The sequence below is a fragment of the Convivina praedatoris genome (assembly GCF_933208495.1).
Taxonomy (GTDB): Bacteria; Bacillota; Bacilli; order Lactobacillales; family Lactobacillaceae; genus Convivina; species Convivina praedatoris.
This window is the reverse complement of the sequence record NZ_CAKOET010000003.1, coordinates 212,980-230,892: the sequence shown is the minus strand read 5'-3', so window position 1 is coordinate 230,892 and position 17,913 is coordinate 212,980. Positions and strand designations below refer to the sequence as shown.

Genomic DNA, 17,913 nt, shown 5'->3' with positions numbered 1-17,913 from the left:
TTTTTTATGACTTTTATTTGACTATTATATTCATATTGTTTATATTAACTGTATTAATATAAAAGGAGCATAATCAAATGAAAAAGGGAATTTTGATTACACTTTGTGTCCTCGGTATTTTTATTTGTATGCTAGATACCACCATTATGAATGTGAGTTTGCCCAATATCAGTCAGCATCTGGGCGTTGGTTTAGATGATTTATCCTGGGCTTTAAATGTTTATCTTATTATTTTTGCGGCTTTGACAATTCCTTTAACTCGTCTGGCAGAAATTTTTGGCACGCATCGTGGTTTTCTCATTGGTGTGAGCTTGTTTGGGGTTGGATCAACTCTTTCAGCTGCGGCTAATAACCTAACTATTTTATTAGTTGGCCGAGCCATTCAAAGTATGGGGGCGGCTTTAGTATTTCCTTTATCTATGACCCTAGGCATTAAGTTAGTTGATGTGAAGCAACGGACTGGGATTATTGCTCTACTAGGTATTACGCAAGGATTGGCGGCGGCTCTTGGTCCAACTGTTGGTGGGCTAGTTACGCAGTTTCTATCGTGGCGTTGGATTTTCTTAATCAATGTTCCCATTACGATTGTGATGCTGATTTTGGGTATCTTAAATCTGAATTTGCACCAAGCTAAAGAAACTCGTCAATCCTTAGACGCCACTGGGGCAATTTTGAGTATTATTACTTTAACGACTTTATCATTGGGGATGATGCAAGGACGTAGCTGGGGCTGGTTATCAGTGCCAACAGTAATGTGTTTTGTGGTTTGTCTACTGGCCTTTGCCCTCTTTTTACTGGTTGAAAGTAAGAGCAGTAATCCGATGGTGCCGCTGTCATTATTCAAGGATCGTAATTTTTCAATTGCAGCGGGAGTCGTGATTTTGAGCAACCTATTTTTGGTAGCTACGACTGTCATTTTGCCAACTTATTTTACTAATATTACCAGCTATGATTCCTTACATGCAGCCTTGTTAGTCGCACCGATTTCACTAGCTATTTTTATCTTTTCACCCATTGCTGGGTTTGCTTTAAATCGTGTGCCCGGTAAATATATCTTAGTGTTTGGCTTTATTATGATGGCGATTGGTTTTTATTGGTTAGGGCACACGGCCTTGACCAGTCAGAGCCAGTCGATTTGGGCTGATTTTACTGTTGGTATGGGTTATGGAATCGTAACGGGGCCAATTTTAGTGATTGCGGCCGGACATTTACAAGGTCGATTATTAACTGCTTCTCAAAGCGTTACCGGCGTTTTAAGACAGGTGGGAATTATGTTAGCAGTGGCAATCTTTGTGACCGGATTATACGCAAATTTGGATATAGCTCGGGCAAACAGTCGCCACTATGCCCAAGAATCGGTGGCCCAGCTAGCGCTTCCTAAAGTGGAAAGCCAACGTATATTAGGTGAAGTCGAGCATAGATTAGAAGCAACGCAATTTATCAAAAGTGATACTAGCCAATTACCCAATTCGTTAGCTAATTGCATAACTGCTATCGAAAAGCATACGCAAGCTTATTTACGGCAGGCTTTTGAAAAATTGTACTTGGTTTCCTTGCCATTTGTACTTTTAGGTGGTGTAGTTGCTCTCTTTTTAAAAAGAAAATAGTGTATAATTTTTAGAAAGTTCAGGGGGTAAAAAATGGCACTAAAGGGACGCGAAATAATTTTAGGGATTTTGGCTGATGGTCCACATACTGGTTATGAAATTAACGAAATCTTACAAAATCAGTTGGCTCATTTTTTCGATGGTAGTTATGGCATGATTTATCCAACTTTGAAGAAATTAAGTCAGGATGGTTTGGTAACTAGCCAGCAAATTACTCAAACCGGTAAGCCCAATAAAAATATTTTTGCTATCACGCCCGCTGGACAAATTGCTTTTCAAAAGGCCATTGTAACGCCAACTGATGATGAAACCTTTAAATCCGATTTCTTAATGCGCCTTTACTTTAGTCAATACCTCAGTGCTACTGATATTCATGATTTTATTCAAGAAGAAATTCAACGAAAAGAGGCTAAATTAACCCGTTTAACTTCTCAACTAACACTTTGGGAAGAACAGGGCATGACACCGGTTCAAAAAATTACCTATGATTATGGTGTGGCTTATTACACATCAACTCTAAAAGTTTTACAAGAAGCGTTATTGGCATATCCAGCAACCACTGACTAGTTCAGTGGTTTTTCTTATTGAAAATTAGCAACTTGTGTTCTTAATTGCTAGTTTGTTATTCTAGAATTTATTAGATAAAAATTTTGGGAGAATCAAATGCAAAGATCTAAAAATATTCAATCAATGGTAGTGACCGCTATTTTTGCGGCGATTATTATTTTGTTGAGTTTTACCCCCTTGGGCTTAGTTCCCGTAGGACCAATTAATGCGACTACTATTCATATTCCAGTTATTATTGGTGGAATTTTGTTAGGGCCCAAACGAGGAGCTCTTTTGGGTTTAATCTTTGGTTTAGCTAGTTTAATTCATTCGACCATGGCACCTACAATTTTGGGTTTTATTTTTTCACCGTTTGTGCCAGTTATTGGCACAAATCATGGGAGCTGGTTGGCGGTTATTATTGCCATTGTGCCCCGAGTGATTATTGGCATTGTGCCAGCCTATATTTTTCAAGGATTACAACGTGCTTTCGGTCAGAAAAAGCAAACGCTATCTTTGGCCCTGACTGGTTTCATTGCCTCTTTTATGGACACTATTATGGTGATGGGATTAATTGAATTACTCTTCCGCCAACAATATGCTCAAGCTCTAGGGCAAACTTTGCACAATATTGATCAATTTATTTTAGGAATTGTCTTTACTAACGGGTTGGCTGAAGGAGTATTGGCTGCGTTCGTTACTGCAGCGGTGACGGGAATTCTGATGAAAATTGTTCAACAGGACAATCGCTAATTTATCTTGTTTACATTATCACATAAAAAGCCTATAATGGGCTTGTAAAAAATGTAAAGGAAATGGTATTTAGACATGAAGGCAGCTGTAGTAAGAAGTAAAAATGATGGTTATGTTGACTTGATTGATGACTGGCAACCCCGAGCTTTAGGCTTTGGAGATGCGTTAGTTGATCTTGAATATGTTGGTTTGTGTCACACAGACTTGCATTGTGCTGCTGGTGATTTTGGGGATCCAAATACACTAGGACAACGTAACGGGAATTTCCGCCGCGTGATTGGCCACGAAGGTGTCGGGATTGTTTCTAAGCTGGGTGAAGGCGCTGATCAGTATTTGAAGATTGGTGACCGAGTATCGATTGCTTGGTTCTATTCTGGTTGTGGTGTTTGTGATTACTGTGTGACTGGTAACGAAACTTTCTGTCGTAAAGCTTTGAACTCCGGCTACACCATTGACGGAGCTATGTCTCAGCAAGCCGTTGTTGATGCTAAATATGCCGTTAAGGTGCCTGAAGGCTTAGATCCAGTCGAAGCTACTTCAATTACTTGTGCTGGGGTGACTATGTATAAGGCCTTGAAGGTTGGGGAAACCAAGCCTGGTCAGTGGGTATCAGTTCACGGTGCTGGTGGTTTGGGAAACTTGGCTGTTCAGTATGCTCATAATGTCTTTAATGCCCATGTGGCCGTAGCTGATGGTAATCCTGATAAGTTAGCAGCTGCCAAGGCTGCTGGAGCTGAAGTTTTGGCCAATTACCATACTGATGATGTTGTGGCTAAGATTAATGAAGCGACTGGTGGGGTGCACAACGCTCAAGTTACAGCGGTTAATGATGCGGCCTTTTCACAAGCGGTTAACGTTTTGCGGACCAAGGGTAAGTTGGTAGCGGTTGCTCTTCCTCAAGGAGACATGTCATTAAACATTGCTAAGACGGTTTTGGATGGTATTGAAGTTCGTGGTTCTTTGGTTGGAACTCGTGAGGATTTGAAGGAAGCCTTTCAGTTTGGTGCTGAAGGTAAGGTAAAGCCAATTGTTGAAACGATTGACTTTGCTGATCTAAACGATGCCATTGATGACATGAAGAACAGTAAGATTACTGGTCGTAAAGTAGTAGACTTTACTAAGTTGTAAGATTAATTAATAAAACTCCAGTTTAACTGGAGTTTTTATTTTGGAGATAAGATGGCGTATTACGAGTATCAATCACCACTGGGAATCACTGGCATGACCAGTAAGGGTAATTATTTAACGGCACTATATTTTGTTGATCAAAAATCAGATCAGAAAATTGTCGAAAAACAGCAGTTAACTAGACCAATTAAAGCAACCATTCAGTGGTTAGATTTATATTTTGCTGGAAAAGATCCTAATGCGGTTATTGTCCCTTTAGACTTAGCAGTCACTAATTTTCGTCAACGAGTCTTAGCGGTGGTTGCTCAAGTCCCTTACGGGAAACACATTAGTTATGGTGATATATCACAGGCTTTGCAAGCCGATGTACCAGAGCCTAAAAATCTTAGCCAAGCAGTCGGGGGCGCTGTTGGCCATAATCCTATTCTATTGATTGTGCCATGTCATCGAATTGTCGGTTCTGACGGTTCTTTAACTGGTTACGCTGGTGGATTGGAACGAAAGAAGTGGTTGTTGGATTTTGAGGCACAGCAAGTAAAATTGTGAAAATATTAAATTGAACTGCTAATTTATTGATTTCTATGTGATAATTGTAGGTATGTTGTTTACAATTTTAGGAGAAGATTATGGAAAATCAACCACAAACAAATCAATTAGATGCTTTAATTTTACGAAACACGGTTGGCGATGAACTTAATTTAATGCGTACACAACCAGCTGAATTAGAACAGGGTAAATATCGTGAAGTGTTGTCTGATGGTACTCTAGCCGTAGCAGGCGCATTTGCTTCGACAAATTCAACTCAATCTGTGGCAATGACTGCAGATATTGGACAACAATTATTTACAAATGCTATGGATCCTTCAGCGCTTATGCATTTTAATAATGGTGGTGTCGGAACTGCTGTTCAAAGTGTCGGGGGTAAAATTATAGGACATAGTGGTTTTACACCCGTAAATGGGATAACTATGGCGGGGACTGTTAGTAATCCTGCAGTGCCATTGATTATGATGACCACAATGGTTGTTAAAGAACAGTTCCAAGAAATTAATGAAAAATTGGATGTCATTACTGATAAATTAAACGCTGTAGTCGACATTATGCATGCTGAAAAAATGGGACAGTTGCTGACAATCGACGAACGAATTAAGGCGATTACAAAACAGGCCAACATTTCAGATGCTAATCTGAACGAATTAGTAACAATGGCGAACGAAGCCCAAAATGTTTATCATCAATATAAAATTCTATTAGATCAAAGTGATGTAACTGATTTAGTTAAGGTCAAGGGATTTAATGACCAAGGACGGGTGAAGGCTATGATGCAAAAAGTGGCTGCTAGTGAATACATGCAGTTCTTTAAAGTGGCCTATTATGCTGATTCGTTGTCGTGGTTAGTGCGTTTGACAATTATTGCGTCAATGGTAAAACGTGGCGAAGAACCTGTCGTAATTGAGGAGCGAGTCAATGCTTTCAAAGAGCAGTATGAATTGAGCTTTGTAAACAATGCTAAAACCTATGTTGAAAAAGTTCGTACTCCGGTTGTCGATAAGGCGTTAACAATGGTAACCAAGACTGACAGCATCGGTGATGTTACCGATGGGGCTTTCAATAAATTAACTGAAGTTGCCGGTCATTTGCCATTTAAAGCGGCTAAAAAAGTTCGCAGTCATGCTGAAAATTATCAAAAGAATATAGAAGATGAAAAGGAAAAACTGACGCTAGATCTTGATGATCAATTTGATGCGCTTACACAGCCTGTTTTTGGTCAAGAAGTCGGTACAATTGCGGATAATGTTATTCAGCAGTTGACAGCTCCTCAAGAAGTTGTCTACGCCATGGAAGACGGCAGTGATGAGGTTCGTATATTTGTGCGAGATAGGGAAGCTGGAAAGATAGTTGATGATTACGTGGTTGAACATTAATTTTGTTGTTCGGTTGCTTACCTACGAATTTACTAAATAAAAAATTAATTATTGGTTCACTCTTTGATTTTTGAGAAAACCTTTCATACCCACAACAAACCATTTCAGATGATTGCTGGAAATGGTTATCACACGTTGACCAGCTTGAATACAGAGTTAAGTTAAGGGACATGGGAATGGGCATGAAAAATGCTAAAAAAGCAACACGTCCAGTCGAACCTAATCCTTCCATCGTTGATGGACAAATTGAATGGTTACAATCCAATTAAATAGAAAGCGCTTTCTTCCCAATAGTATCGACATTTCAAGCTCATGCTTGAATAAGGCTAGGGTAAACAAATTTTAACTACGATGTTTGTCAGCTTTTCATAAAATTGCCTTAAAATCTGTTATAATAGACGGTATATTAAAAACGTAACATGATTGGAAATTCACACAAATGAAAGATAAGTTTCACGTTGTCATTGGTTCCATTGGGGCCTTCATTGGAATTTTTGTTTTTTTAGCCTATATTCCACAAATTTTTTCAAACTTAGCTGGAGATAAAGCGCAACCTTATCAGCCTTTGGTTGCCGCGGTTTCATGTTTAATTTGGGTCTTATACGGGTTAACGAACTCTCCCAAAAAAGATTACATTTTGATTATTCCCAATGCCTTAGGTGTAGTTTTAGGCCTGATTACTGCTCTTACAGCTCTATAAGCAACAAAAACTGATAGCAAAAAGCTATCAGTTTTTTGTTGTTTACTTTTTAGTTGATGCTCGTCTAATTAATTGACCAGGAATTACAATTTTTACGGGTCGAATATTGGCTTCGTTACGAATTTTTTGGAAGAGGTCATAAATCTGTTCACCAGTTTCAAAGAAATTAAATTCAAAGCTGGTAAGTTCTGGTGACACAATTTCGCTATAAACTGATTGACCAAAACCAAGGTAGTAGGGGTGTTGATTTAACTCAAAACCAGCCTGCATGGCACCTACGGCAATCGCATCAGTAGCACCAATTACTAAGTCATAATGTTGTTTACCCATCGCTTTAGCGGCATCTAATTTAGCGGTTTGCCGTTTAAAAGTTGTAATAACTTCGTGATGAGAAATATTGGCTAAAGCAGCTTTTACACCTTGAAAACGTTCATAACCAATCGCCCAATCTAGTTTTTGATCAACATTTAGAATTAAAACGTTTTTGGGTGATAGGGTTTGGATATATTGGCCGACAATCTTCCCAGCCTGTTGGTCGTCCATCATGACGCGAGCAAAATCCGGTTCATCTTGTCCCTGTAAAACGACTGGTATGTCGGCGTCAAGGAGGGTCTGACGGATTTCTTCGGTTAGATTGGCCGTTAAAATAATCAGGCCAGCCACTTTTTGGGCAATGAACTTCTTAATTGCGGCTAACTCACGAATTGGGTCTTGATAAATATTGGCAATCAAAAAAGTATCGTTTTGATTAGCTGAATCCAATCCACGTAACATTTCTACTTGCGCCATTGAATCCAGTCGGGGCACAATCACACCAATCGTGCGATTTTTTTCCTGCTTGAGTCCTTGGGCAAAGGTATTGGGAATATATTGATTTTTACGGACAATCTCATCAATTTTACGTCGCGTTTGGGGACTAACCGAGCCGCCGTTTAAATAACGAGAAACCGTACTTTTGGCTACTTTCGCCTGACGGGCAATGTCTTGAATTGTAACTTTCTTTTCCATAATAGCTTTATCATATCAGAATATTGCCTGACAATAATAAAAACTTGCGAATTTTATTGTAAGCGGTTACACTATAAGCAGAACTAGAACCGGTTCCTGAAAACCGGATATACAAAGGAGAGGAATATGAAGCATAATGAGGTAGCGCAGCGGATTGCCGCAGCTGTCCATCCCGAGAACGTTGTGGCTGCAGCTCACTGTGCCACGCGGTTACGTTTGGTACTAAAGGATGTAAAAAATATCGACCAACAAGCCCTTGATGATGATCCTGATTTAAAGGGGACCTTTAATGCCGATGGGCAATATCAAATTATTGTGGGCCCGGGAGATGTTAATAAGGTTTACGACGAATTTGTTAAGTTGACTGGAGTTAAATCAGCGACAACTGACGATTTGAAGAAAGTTGCTGCTCAAAATGGTAAGCCTAATCCTCTAATGGCCTTGATTAAGGTGCTATCTGACATCTTTGTGCCATTAATTCCAGCCTTGGTTGCTGGTGGTTTATTAATGGCCTTAAATAACGTGTTAACCGCTGCTGGTATTTTTGGAACGAAATCTTTGGTAGCAATGTATCCTCAAATTACTGGATTGGCTCAGATGGTCAACTTAATGGCTGCCGCACCATTTGCTTTTTTGCCGATTTTGATTGGAATTACAGCCACACGGCGTTTCGGTGGTAGTGAAATTTTGGGTGCCGCAGCCGGCATGATGCTGGTAATGCCTGATTTGATTAATGGCTACAAAGTGGCTGAAGTAATAGCTAGTGGTAAAATGCCCACTTGGGATTTATTCGGTCTACATGTTGCCCAAGCTGGTTATCAAGGACAGGTCTTGCCTGTGATTGGGGTGGCCTTTATTTTAGCTACCTTGGAAAAATTCTTCCATAAGCACTTAAAGGGTGCCGTCGATTTTACCTTTACACCGATGTTAGCAATTCTAATTACTGGTTTTGTTACCTTTACAATTGTCGGCCCAATTTTGCGAATTGTCTCTAATGGCCTAACTGACGGCTTAACTTGGATGGTTACGACCTTTGGCTTTATTGGTTATGCCATCTTTGGATCATTTTATTCAGCGATTGTTATTACCGGTTTACACCAAAGTTTTCCAGCAATTGAAACTCAATTATTAGCTAATATTTCAAAAACCGGTGGTGATTTTATTTTTCCAATTGCAACCTGTGCTAATGTGGCCCAAGGAGCTGCAACTTTTGCCATGTACTTCTTAGGCAAGGGTAATGAAAAATTACGGGCGCTTTCATCTTCAGCCGGTGCCTCAGCCATGTTAGGAATTACTGAACCAGCGTTGTTTGGTGTTAATTTGAAGTATAAGTTTCCATTTTTTATTGCCCTAGGTGCTTCTGGAGTTGCTAGTTTGGTGATGGGACTCTTCCACGTTTTGTCATCGTCGCTAGGTCCAGCGGGCGTGATTGGCTTTATTGCGATTCCGCCAACTAAATGGGGTGGTTTCTTCTTAGCAGTTGTAGTTAGTTTTGTCCTAGCCTTTAGTATTACCTTGGTTTACGGTCGTCAACATTTGGCTGCGATTAATGGGCAAACGGCTCCAACTGATAGCGCTACGAGTGTCCCAGTTGATGATGCAACTAAAGATTCAGTAGAAATCGAAACTGGTTATTCAGTTGATGCACCGGTTGCTGGTGAATTGATTGACATTAGTACCGTTAAGGATCCAGTTTTCTCGACGGGTATGATGGGTACTGGTATTGCCATTGAGCCTAGCGGTAATCAGATTATTGCACCGGCAGATGGTGAAATTACCGTCGCCTACGATACCAAGCATGCTTATGGCATGAAAACAGAAGATGGCGTGGAGGTTTTGATTCACGTCGGGATTGATACTGTTAACTTGGCTGGTAAGGGTTTTGAAAGCCAGGTTAGCCAAGGACAACACGTTAAACAAGGTGATTTGTTAGGTACTTTTGATACTAAAATCATTCAAGAAGCTGGTTATCCTGTCACAACTATGGTTATAATTACAAATACAAATGAATTTGACCGGGTCATTGCCGATCAAGATTACGGTCGTCAGGTGGCAACTAATCAAGTTATTTTAACGGCCATCCCCAAAGACGATGCTGCTAAGTCCTAAAAGGAGTTTCCTATGTTAGTAAAAAATGATTCGATAGCCTATGAAGACGATCATTTGTATCCAGAAGTTGGTCTATTAAATGATCCGAATGGCTTAGTTTACTTCAAAGGTAAATATCATGTTTTTTATCAGTGGAATCCTAAGGGGTGTACCCATAAATACAAAGAGTGGGGGCACTTCATTTCAGATGATTTGCAGACTTGGCAACGAGTTGAGCCTGCTTTAAGACCATCTATGCCAGATTTAGATAGCGCTGGAATTTATTCTGGGACAGCTTTGGTAAAAGATGATCGCCTATATCTTTTTTATACTGGGAATGTGCGGAATGCTCAAGGTCAAAGTGTTAAATCAACACAAATGTGGGCCGTCAGTGATGACGGAATTCATTTTGAAAAATTAGGTCAACTTTTTCCTCATCCGGACGGTTTTACTAAAGATGTGCGTGATCCGATGGTTTGGCAAGGAAAAAATGGTCATTACTTCTTAATCTTGGGGGCTCAACACGATGATCAAGTTGGCGACATTATTATTTATGAGTCAGTTGATTTGACAGAGTGGACCTTTAGGGGTTCTTTGTTAGGGGATCAACTTCGTGATATTCGTGGCTATATGCTAGAATGTCCGGATTTGATTGAGGTCGATGGAAAACAAGTTTTGATGTTTTCACCGCAAGGATTACCCGCTGATTTAATGCAACATCGTTTTCAAAATATTCATAACACTGGTTACGTGGTCGGCCGTTTTGACGAAGAAAAGGCGTATTTTGAAGTACAAGGCGATTTTTACGAGGTCGATGATGGTTTTGAATTTTATGCGCCGCAGAGCATGTTGGCACCTAATAATCGTAAAATTATGTGGGGCTGGGTGGGCATGATGCCGCCCAAGCGTGAGGCTGAAGTGCCGACGATTGCTAAGCAAAATTGGGTGCATACCTTGAGTTTGCCACGGGAATTACATTTGAATGCTGAGCACAAGTTAGTCCAGCAACCAATTGCAGAAATTTTAGATCCAAAACCGTTGACTAACTTTGAAGATAGTTTACAACCAGGCCAATATACTATTGATATGTCTGCTGACTGGACTTTAAAATTGGGACGAAATGCTGAATTGAAAAAGCGAGGCTCCATCCTCCATTTTGAGCGTCGTCAGTGGGAATCCGGTGAAATTGGTCATCGTCAAATGCAGGGGAAGGTTGACCAGTTACTCCTTATGGTTGATCACGATGTGATTGAAATCTATACCCAAGATGGATTAAATGTGATGACAGGTCGCTGGTTTGGCTAAATATAAAACTAGCTGTTCTAAATTTTAGGCGGCTAGTTTTTAATTGTCTGCTAATATGTTTTACAAACTAGTCGATATGTCCTATTCTTGTAGTTGGTTAAACATATTAGAGGTGAATACAATGCAACCCAATATATCCAGTCAAATGTTAAAGGGGATTTTGCAAGGGGTTATGTTGATGATTCTAGCCAAACAGCCTGACTATGGCTATGGTATCAGCACCCAGTTAAATCAGTATGGTTTAGATAACATTCCCAAGGGGACCATCTACCCCTTATTAACGGCTATGGAAAAACGGAATTATCTTGTTGGAAAAATGCAGCCATCTGAAAATGGTCCAGATCGTAAATATTACCATGTTACGCAGGCTGGCCAAGTAGCCCGACAGGAATTCGTACAGGAATGGCAATTTTTAGCTCAAATTGTCAACAAATTGATAGAGGAGCGATAAGAAGATGAATGTTAATGACATGATTCAAAGTAATAATTTTTTACGGGAAAAGTTAAACCAGAACAACAAAAGATACTATGAAAATTTATTGATGTATGTGCGTTTATCTAGCTGGCATCATGACGAGCAAGCCATTGAATCCTATTTATTAAGTGTTTTGCAAGATATTTTGGATGCGCAAAATGACGGACAGAGTGCCGAAAAGTATTTTGGTAAAGATCCTAAACGTTTGGCCGATGAATACTTGCAACAACTACCAAATTCCGGTAGGACAGCTATTAAAATGATTGGCACTATCGTTCTTGGTTATATTCTTTTTTCAATGTTACCAGCGCTGGTGATCCCCACTAAAGGAATTGACTTTGGTACTTTGATTTTTTCGAGTTTGTACATGTTGCTAGTGATATGGTTTGGCTTTAAATATTTAGCAGGAACTATTTATGGGATGCGTCAGGTCATTAATAATCGAATCCTGAACTTTGCCTTGATGTGGCTAGCCAGTTGTTTACTTGTGCTGCCTCTAATGCTCATCATCTTGTTCGTCAAGACGCCACTCATTATTAAGTTAACGGGTTGGATTGGTATTATTATTATTTTGTTACTAATGGCTATATTAATTATTTATAGTCACTTTGCCGGCTATAAGAAAATGGGTCGACCTGTTATCTTATTTAGTCTTGAATTAACTTTATTGGGGATTCTTACCAGATTACCAGTAGTGGGTTCTTACTTAACGGAAACGAAACCTGGGAAAAATATTCTGGCTGGTCTGTTGGCCATTTTCTTAGTAATATTCTGGATAGTTACTGTGGTTATTATTAAATCTTCAGAAAACAAAGGAGAGTAATCTGAACTGTAATATTAACCAATCCGTCATCGTTAATTGAATGTTTTTTGCCATTAAACGCTGTCTTTTCTGCTATAATAAACGGATTATACTGTTAACTTTCATATATATGGAATATTTATTTATGGCTCAAAAAAAATTACAAACTCAATCAACTCAAACTGATGGTCACTGGCTAGTAACAACCTTAATTTGTAGCACGATTTTAGGCGTACAATTATTCGGCCAAAATGTTAAAGCAGCAGCTAACGAAAGTGTGCCCTCACAAAATCAGCAAGATGCTGGTCAAACAATGGCATATCAACCGGATGTCTGTTTACTGAATGGGAATGATTCATTGGGGAATACCAACACATCTGCGAGCAGCGGTATTACGGATTCTCAAACTATTACTAGTGAGGCTATTAATCCGCAAAGTCAGAGTGTTAATTTCAATGACAGCAGTACTAGCACTAGTTATGACGACATTGATACTATTTCCACTAGCACGATTACTAGTCAACTCTCAGCTCAAACTTCAGATTTTAATCAGCAATTAATCAATACCGACAAGCTTCAGGTAAGTACTACTGATAATATTACTGCCAATAATCCCTTTAGCTTTTCTCAGCCTGATGAGCAAATGTTGGATAACATTAAGAGCCAGGTAATATCAATTGCTCAAAATGCTGGGATAGAGGATCAATTACAGTTTGCAATTGATAATATCCAACAAACAATTATCGACACGAATGGTCAACCGACTGGCAATCAAAACCTTGATATGCTGTTAAAGCAGTTTCAAACATTGAATGCCCAACAAGATGTCATGATTTCAATGGCACTCGGTTTGACCAAAATTAATTGGTGGGATGCGATTACTAACATAGTAGGCGGATTAGCCCCGGCCTTGTTGATGCCTTTAAATATCTTTAATCCACAAGATTCTAGCGACCAAAGTCCAGCAATTCCGGTTAAGGATACATTTTTTCAGCTTATTCCGACGATTATTGACAATATTGTTAATCAAGGTACCCAATCGATTATGTCGCTGACTGAGGTCAATACTAAAATTGTCGATGATGCTCGTCCGATGGGTAATCTTCTCTATTCGCGCGGTTACGTACAAAAAAATACGCCGGTCTATGTAGACTCAAGTTCAGATGCTATTTTGGGTAAAATTGATGATTATAATGTAGCCATTACCAGCATTGGTGCCAAGCAAAATGGGCGGATTCCTTTTCAATACGCTAACAATATTGGCTGGGTAAATGAGCAAGCCACAACTAGGTCTAGACAAGTTTATGATGATGATTTTAACTGGACTCACTTTACCCGTGATGATATGTCCAGCATTGCGGAAAATGTTAATAATCCCAAATATCAGGCACCTCGGCCAGTTGACCAAACCCTCAATCAAGAGCTTAAGGGCGCCATTCAACGTAGTTCCTTACTGGGCCGTCAAGAAGCTTTGGAAGTTTGGGATTCTTGGCCAGTCCAAAATACGGATGGCACTTTAGCAAATTATCATGGCTATCACTTGGTAATTGGTCTAACAGCTCCTAAGGGTGGAATTTCGGCTAAAATGGGGCTGTTTTCTCAGCCCATTAATGGCAGTCAAACTGGTGTTAATTCTTGGACCTATCTTGGGAATCTATTTAATCAGTTTGGTGAAGGCGCAGTTGCTAATGATCCTTATTTGAAATACATGCAGGCTGAGTGGTCTGGATCAACCGTTATGTTAAATCCCAATGATGATACATTGCGGGTCTTTTACACCAATCATACGCATTTAATGACACCGGGTGGTCAGGTACTAACTACCGCCCAAATCTCCGTGGAGGCTAAGGACAATGATTGGGCCAACGGTTTGGTAATTAATCACAGTAAGACGACCGACCACCGCTCCCTATATGCTGGGGATGGTAAGCTCTATCAAAACCAGCAGAATATGGCTGGTTTTGCTGGATCGGTCTGGGACGATTATTGTTTACGAGATCCACATTTAGTAGCTGATCACAATCAGTATTATCTGGTTTTTGAAGGTAATACGGGCACGCAAACTGGCAACCAAGGTTTGGATAATTTTTATAATCAAGCTTACTATTCGAAAGATCGGGATACCTTCTTAAAAGAACGGCAGCGCTTAATTGACAGCGTGGGGACTAATGAATATCAGCAGACCTATATGGCTAATGCTGCGATAGGCATTATGAGTCTTAATCCAGATTTTACTGTTAAAGAGGTCATGAATCCATTGGTCACAGCCAATGCGGCTAATGATGAATTAGAGCGTCCTAATTTGGTTCATTTTCAAAATAAATGGTATCTCTTTAGCGATACCCGTGGCTCGCACATGGCCAGTACTGATTTGTTGGTGCATGGTAATGATCAGAATAACTATCCGATTTATATGTTGGGCTTTGTCTCAGAGGATGGTATTAACGGGCATTATAAACCTTTAAATGGCAATGGTTTAGTCCTAGTGTCAAACATTCCACAAGATAGTCCAGATTTTACCTATGCTCATTATGTCATTCCTAATCAGGATCCAAACAGTAATGAATTCGTGGTAACAGCCTATTTAAATCATAAAACTTTTGCTCCGTCTTTGTTACTTAAAATTGACGGTGATTCGACCACGATGGTGACTGATCAGGTTTTGGGTCAGGGGGATGTGGTGGTAACGCCGACTCGCTATTCGACCTACCTGTCGGATCAAAATAGCCAATCAGATTTTGGCCTGAACCTTTTACCAAACAGAATCTTTGAATCAATGCTCAGTGCACTTAGCCATCCAACTGATCAATCAGTCGACAACAGTAGTATTTCAGCAACTTCACAACATAGTGCAACAAGCCAATCACAAGAAAACTCATTGGCTGCGATGAATAGTCAGAGTCAATCGCTGAGTACTGCATTACCCCAAGCTGGTTTGCTAGCTAACCATGATTATACTTGGTCAGCATTTTGGACTACTCTGGTTGGACTAACATCGTTCGGCAATAACTAAAAACAGTAAATGTTTGCTTGCTGTCTTAAAAATTAGAATTTAAAACGATTAATAACCGTGGAATTTGGATGATTATCCGGATTTTATGGTTATTTTTTTGGAATTTAAGAAGTTTATGAGATAAATAACGAACATTATCAAAATTATTCTGTTAGAATAATACGTAAATCGAACATAAAATTATTTGAAATCGTTATTTTGTATAAAAACCGAACAATGGAGGGCGATATGGCAGATGTTGGCCTAATTATGGGGTCTAAGAGTGATTGGCCCACGATGAAACTTGCTGCTCAGCAACTAGAAGCGCTTGAGATTAATTATGAAAAACATATCATTTCAGCGCATCGAATGCCGATTGAATTACAAAATTATGGGCAAGACGCACAAAGCCAAAGTGTGCAAGTAATCATAGCTGGAGCTGGTGGTGCTGCCCATTTACCAGGAATGTTAGCGGCCAATACAACTTTACCTGTCATTGGGGTGCCGATTCAATCACGCGCCCTGAATGGCTTGGATTCACTTTTGTCAATTGTACAAATGCCTGCTGGTGTACCAGTTGCTACGGTCGCCATTGGCCAGGCCGGAGCCACTAATGCAGCTTTACTGGCGGCTCAGATTTTAGCTTTACAAAATCCAGTTTTATTAAAAAAATTAAATATTAAACGAGAAGCAGATCGACAAGCGGCCATGGCCAGTGAGGAGGAGCTAAAATGACGGCACCCATTTTACCGCCAGCAACTATCGGTATTATCGGCGGAGGTCAATTAGGGCAAATGATGGCTTTAGCAGCTAAAAGTATGGGATATAAAATTGGCATTTTGGATCCTGATCAAGCATGTTCAGCTGGACAGGTTGCCGATTTTCAAGTTGTAGCTGCCTATGATGACCCTAAAGCCGTGGCAGCTTTAGCCCAAGAAAGTGACCTTTTAACCTACGAATTTGAAAATGTATCCGTTGATACGTTACGAACAGTCTCCCAACCAATTCCTCAAGGAAGAAAATTACTAGAGATTACAAGCAATCGTATCGCCGAAAAGAACTTTATTAAAGAAGTTGCGCAGGTGCCAGTAACTGATTTTCAAGTTGTAAATTCTAAGGCTGATTTTGAAGTAGCACTGGCTGAAATTGGTTATCCAGCGATTTTAAAAACTAGCCATGGTGGTTACGACGGTCATGGCCAGTGGAACGTCAACGATGCTTCCGACACCCAGCAATTATTATCAGATTTTCCAGCAGGGGAGTTGATTTTAGAAGCGAGAGTCGCCTTTGATAAAGAACTCAGCATCATGGTTACGCGTGACGCTCAAGGGAAATTGACGACTTGGCCGATTGCTCAAAATTTTCACCAGGATCATATTTTGCACCGTAGTTATGCCCCGGCTGCGATTAGCGATTCTCAGGCTAAAGAAATTGAACGCCTAGCTCACAAAATTGCCGTGTCCTTGAATTTGCGAGGTGTGTTGGGAATTGAATTATTTGTTACCGATCAGGAAATTTGGGTTAATGAATTGGCACCACGACCTCATAATTCTGGACACTATACGATTGAAGCTTGCAATATTTCGCAATTTGAAGGTCATATTCGCAGTATTACTGGTTTATCGTTGCCACCTATTACTCAAGAGCAACCGGCGATGATGCTGAATCTTTTAGGAGAGGATATAATCGCTGCCCGACAAGACTTAATTCATCATCCGGAGTGGCATTTCCATGATTATGGCAAAGGAGCCATTCGACCTCAACGTAAGATGGGGCATATCACAGTCATCGGTGATTCAGCCATTAGGGCTTTAGAACAATGGGGGCAAGCACATGGGCAACACTAACTATGATAATGCAGTAATTGAACAGGGAAATTTGAAGTATGAGGGGAAGGCTAAGCAAGTTTACTTAACCAACCGACCAGATATTCTTTGGATTCATTATCTAGACCAGGCTACAGCACTAAATGGCAAGGTTAAAGAAACCATTGTCGGTAAGGGTAAAATTAATAGCAAAATCAGTCATTTACTTTTTACCTACTTACAAAAACATGGTGTTGAGCAACATTATTTAAAAACGGTTTCCCAAACGGACGAATTGGTGCAGGCTCTACAAATGATACCAATTGAAGTGGTTAGTCGTAATTTTGCTGCCGGTCACTTTGTTAGTCGCTTTGCTGTACCGAATCAAATGCCATTAAACCCCTTGGTACAGGAGTTTTATTATAAATCGGATGCCCTAGATGATCCTTTTATTAATGATTCACAAATTTTAGCCTTAGGCTTTGCCAGTCCTGATGATTTATCAGTCTTAAGGCAGCAAGCGCAAATCGTTAATGATTTACTGGTGCAATTGTTTGACCAAGTCGGTATTCGTTTAGTTGATTTTAAGTTGGAATTTGGTAAAAATCTGGCAGGAACAATCATCCTTGCTGATGAATTATCGCCGGATAACATGCGTTTGATTGATCAGCAAACGGGTCATTCTTTAGATAAAGACGTTTTTCGTCAGCACACTGGTGATGTGACCATTGGCTATCGCGAGGTTTTGCATCGTTTAGAGCAAGTTATTTAGGAGGAAA

16 protein-coding genes are annotated in these 17,913 nt (G+C 40.0%); 15 read left to right on the top strand and 1 reads right to left on the bottom strand.

Going from position 1 to position 17,913, the window contains the following annotated elements; genetic code table 11:
• The first annotated feature begins 77 nt into the window (after positions 1 to 77).
• The 7 genes from M4974_RS04350 (at position 78) to M4974_RS04320 (ending at position 6,659) form a co-directional block, all read left to right on the top strand.
• A complete protein-coding gene (locus M4974_RS04350; protein WP_248706092.1) occupies positions 78 to 1,607 on the top strand; it encodes a DHA2 family efflux MFS transporter permease subunit in 1,530 nt (509 codons plus the stop codon).
• Positions 1,608 to 1,640: 33 nt separating this feature from the next.
• A complete protein-coding gene (locus tag M4974_RS04345) occupies positions 1,641 to 2,174 on the top strand; it encodes a PadR family transcriptional regulator (RefSeq protein WP_248715782.1) in 534 nt (177 codons plus the stop codon).
• Between the two features lie 96 nt (positions 2,175 to 2,270).
• Positions 2,271 to 2,906, top strand: coding sequence for an ECF transporter S component (locus tag M4974_RS04340; protein ID WP_248706094.1), 636 nt, complete (start codon positions 2,271 to 2,273; stop codon positions 2,904 to 2,906).
• Between the two features lie 75 nt (positions 2,907 to 2,981).
• On the top strand, positions 2,982 to 4,034 hold the full coding sequence (gene adhP, locus M4974_RS04335) for an alcohol dehydrogenase AdhP (RefSeq protein ID WP_089937618.1): 1,053 nt from the start codon (positions 2,982 to 2,984) through the stop codon (positions 4,032 to 4,034).
• A gap of 51 nt (positions 4,035 to 4,085) precedes the next feature.
• Positions 4,086 to 4,580, top strand: coding sequence for a methylated-DNA--[protein]-cysteine S-methyltransferase (locus M4974_RS04330; protein ID WP_248706095.1), 495 nt, complete (start codon positions 4,086 to 4,088; stop codon positions 4,578 to 4,580).
• Positions 4,581 to 4,660: 80 nt separating this feature from the next.
• Complete coding sequence (locus tag M4974_RS04325; RefSeq protein WP_248706096.1) at positions 4,661 to 5,959, top strand: hypothetical protein; 1,299 nt, start codon at positions 4,661 to 4,663, stop codon at positions 5,957 to 5,959.
• Between the two features lie 439 nt (positions 5,960 to 6,398).
• Positions 6,399 to 6,659 carry an SWEET family sugar transporter gene (locus M4974_RS04320; RefSeq protein ID WP_248706097.1) on the top strand — a complete coding sequence of 87 codons (261 nt, stop codon included), beginning with the start codon at positions 6,399 to 6,401 and terminating at the stop codon, positions 6,657 to 6,659.
• 42 nt (positions 6,660 to 6,701) lie between these two features.
• Here the strand turns inward: M4974_RS04320 and M4974_RS04315 are convergent, their stop codons facing one another.
• On the bottom strand, positions 6,702 to 7,667 hold the full coding sequence (locus M4974_RS04315; RefSeq protein WP_248706098.1) for a LacI family DNA-binding transcriptional regulator: 966 nt from the start codon (positions 7,665 to 7,667) through the stop codon (positions 6,702 to 6,704).
• Positions 7,668 to 7,793: 126 nt separating this feature from the next.
• Between M4974_RS04315 and M4974_RS04310 the strand changes: the two genes are divergently transcribed.
• From M4974_RS04310 to M4974_RS04275, 8 genes are all read left to right on the top strand, one after another.
• A complete protein-coding gene (locus tag M4974_RS04310) occupies positions 7,794 to 9,776 on the top strand; it encodes a sucrose-specific PTS transporter subunit IIBC (protein ID WP_248706099.1) in 1,983 nt (660 codons plus the stop codon).
• A gap of 12 nt (positions 9,777 to 9,788) precedes the next feature.
• Complete coding sequence (locus tag M4974_RS04305) at positions 9,789 to 11,060, top strand: glycoside hydrolase family 32 protein (protein ID WP_248715781.1); 1,272 nt, start codon at positions 9,789 to 9,791, stop codon at positions 11,058 to 11,060.
• A 121-nt stretch (positions 11,061 to 11,181) separates the two neighbouring features.
• On the top strand, positions 11,182 to 11,511 hold the full coding sequence (locus M4974_RS04300; RefSeq protein WP_248706101.1) for a PadR family transcriptional regulator: 330 nt from the start codon (positions 11,182 to 11,184) through the stop codon (positions 11,509 to 11,511).
• A gap of 4 nt (positions 11,512 to 11,515) precedes the next feature.
• Positions 11,516 to 12,358 carry a DUF1129 domain-containing protein gene (locus tag M4974_RS04295; protein WP_248706102.1) on the top strand — a complete coding sequence of 281 codons (843 nt, stop codon included), beginning with the start codon at positions 11,516 to 11,518 and terminating at the stop codon, positions 12,356 to 12,358.
• A gap of 109 nt (positions 12,359 to 12,467) precedes the next feature.
• Positions 12,468 to 15,350, top strand: coding sequence for a glycoside hydrolase family 68 protein (locus tag M4974_RS04290; RefSeq protein WP_248715780.1), 2,883 nt, complete (start codon positions 12,468 to 12,470; stop codon positions 15,348 to 15,350).
• Between the two features lie 228 nt (positions 15,351 to 15,578).
• Positions 15,579 to 16,064 (top strand): 5-(carboxyamino)imidazole ribonucleotide mutase, encoded by a 486-nt coding sequence (purE, locus tag M4974_RS04285; RefSeq protein ID WP_248706104.1) that lies wholly within the window; start codon positions 15,579 to 15,581, stop codon positions 16,062 to 16,064.
• Positions 16,061 to 17,176 (top strand): 5-(carboxyamino)imidazole ribonucleotide synthase, encoded by a 1,116-nt coding sequence (purK, locus tag M4974_RS04280; protein WP_248706105.1) that lies wholly within the window; start codon positions 16,061 to 16,063, stop codon positions 17,174 to 17,176. The genes purE and purK overlap by 4 nt, the downstream gene beginning before the upstream one ends.
• A complete protein-coding gene (locus tag M4974_RS04275) occupies positions 17,163 to 17,906 on the top strand; it encodes a phosphoribosylaminoimidazolesuccinocarboxamide synthase (protein ID WP_248706106.1) in 744 nt (247 codons plus the stop codon). The genes purK and M4974_RS04275 overlap by 14 nt, the downstream gene beginning before the upstream one ends.
• Positions 17,907 to 17,913: the final 7 nt, after the last annotated feature.

Bases quoted from the DNA above. Each gene is read 5' to 3' on its own strand.
- M4974_RS04350 (WP_248706092.1), top strand. From the start codon at position 78: ATGAAAAAGGGAATTTTGATTACACTTTGTGTCCTCGGTATTTTTATT.
- M4974_RS04345 (WP_248715782.1), top strand. From the start codon at position 1,641: ATGGCACTAAAGGGACGCGAAATAATTTTAGGGATTTTGGCTGATGGT.
- M4974_RS04340 (WP_248706094.1), top strand. From the start codon at position 2,271: ATGCAAAGATCTAAAAATATTCAATCAATGGTAGTGACCGCTATTTTT.
- adhP (WP_089937618.1), top strand. From the start codon at position 2,982: ATGAAGGCAGCTGTAGTAAGAAGTAAAAATGATGGTTATGTTGACTTG.
- M4974_RS04330 (WP_248706095.1), top strand. From the start codon at position 4,086: ATGGCGTATTACGAGTATCAATCACCACTGGGAATCACTGGCATGACC.
- M4974_RS04325 (WP_248706096.1), top strand. From the start codon at position 4,661: ATGGAAAATCAACCACAAACAAATCAATTAGATGCTTTAATTTTACGA.
- M4974_RS04320 (WP_248706097.1), top strand. From the start codon at position 6,399: ATGAAAGATAAGTTTCACGTTGTCATTGGTTCCATTGGGGCCTTCATT.
- M4974_RS04315 (WP_248706098.1), bottom strand. From the start codon at position 7,667: ATGGAAAAGAAAGTTACAATTCAAGACATTGCCCGTCAGGCGAAAGTA.
- M4974_RS04310 (WP_248706099.1), top strand. From the start codon at position 7,794: ATGAAGCATAATGAGGTAGCGCAGCGGATTGCCGCAGCTGTCCATCCC.
- M4974_RS04305 (WP_248715781.1), top strand. From the start codon at position 9,789: ATGTTAGTAAAAAATGATTCGATAGCCTATGAAGACGATCATTTGTAT.
- M4974_RS04300 (WP_248706101.1), top strand. From the start codon at position 11,182: ATGCAACCCAATATATCCAGTCAAATGTTAAAGGGGATTTTGCAAGGG.
- M4974_RS04295 (WP_248706102.1), top strand. From the start codon at position 11,516: ATGAATGTTAATGACATGATTCAAAGTAATAATTTTTTACGGGAAAAG.
- M4974_RS04290 (WP_248715780.1), top strand. From the start codon at position 12,468: ATGGAATATTTATTTATGGCTCAAAAAAAATTACAAACTCAATCAACT.
- purE (WP_248706104.1), top strand. From the start codon at position 15,579: ATGGCAGATGTTGGCCTAATTATGGGGTCTAAGAGTGATTGGCCCACG.
- purK (WP_248706105.1), top strand. From the start codon at position 16,061: ATGACGGCACCCATTTTACCGCCAGCAACTATCGGTATTATCGGCGGA.
- M4974_RS04275 (WP_248706106.1), top strand. From the start codon at position 17,163: ATGGGCAACACTAACTATGATAATGCAGTAATTGAACAGGGAAATTTG.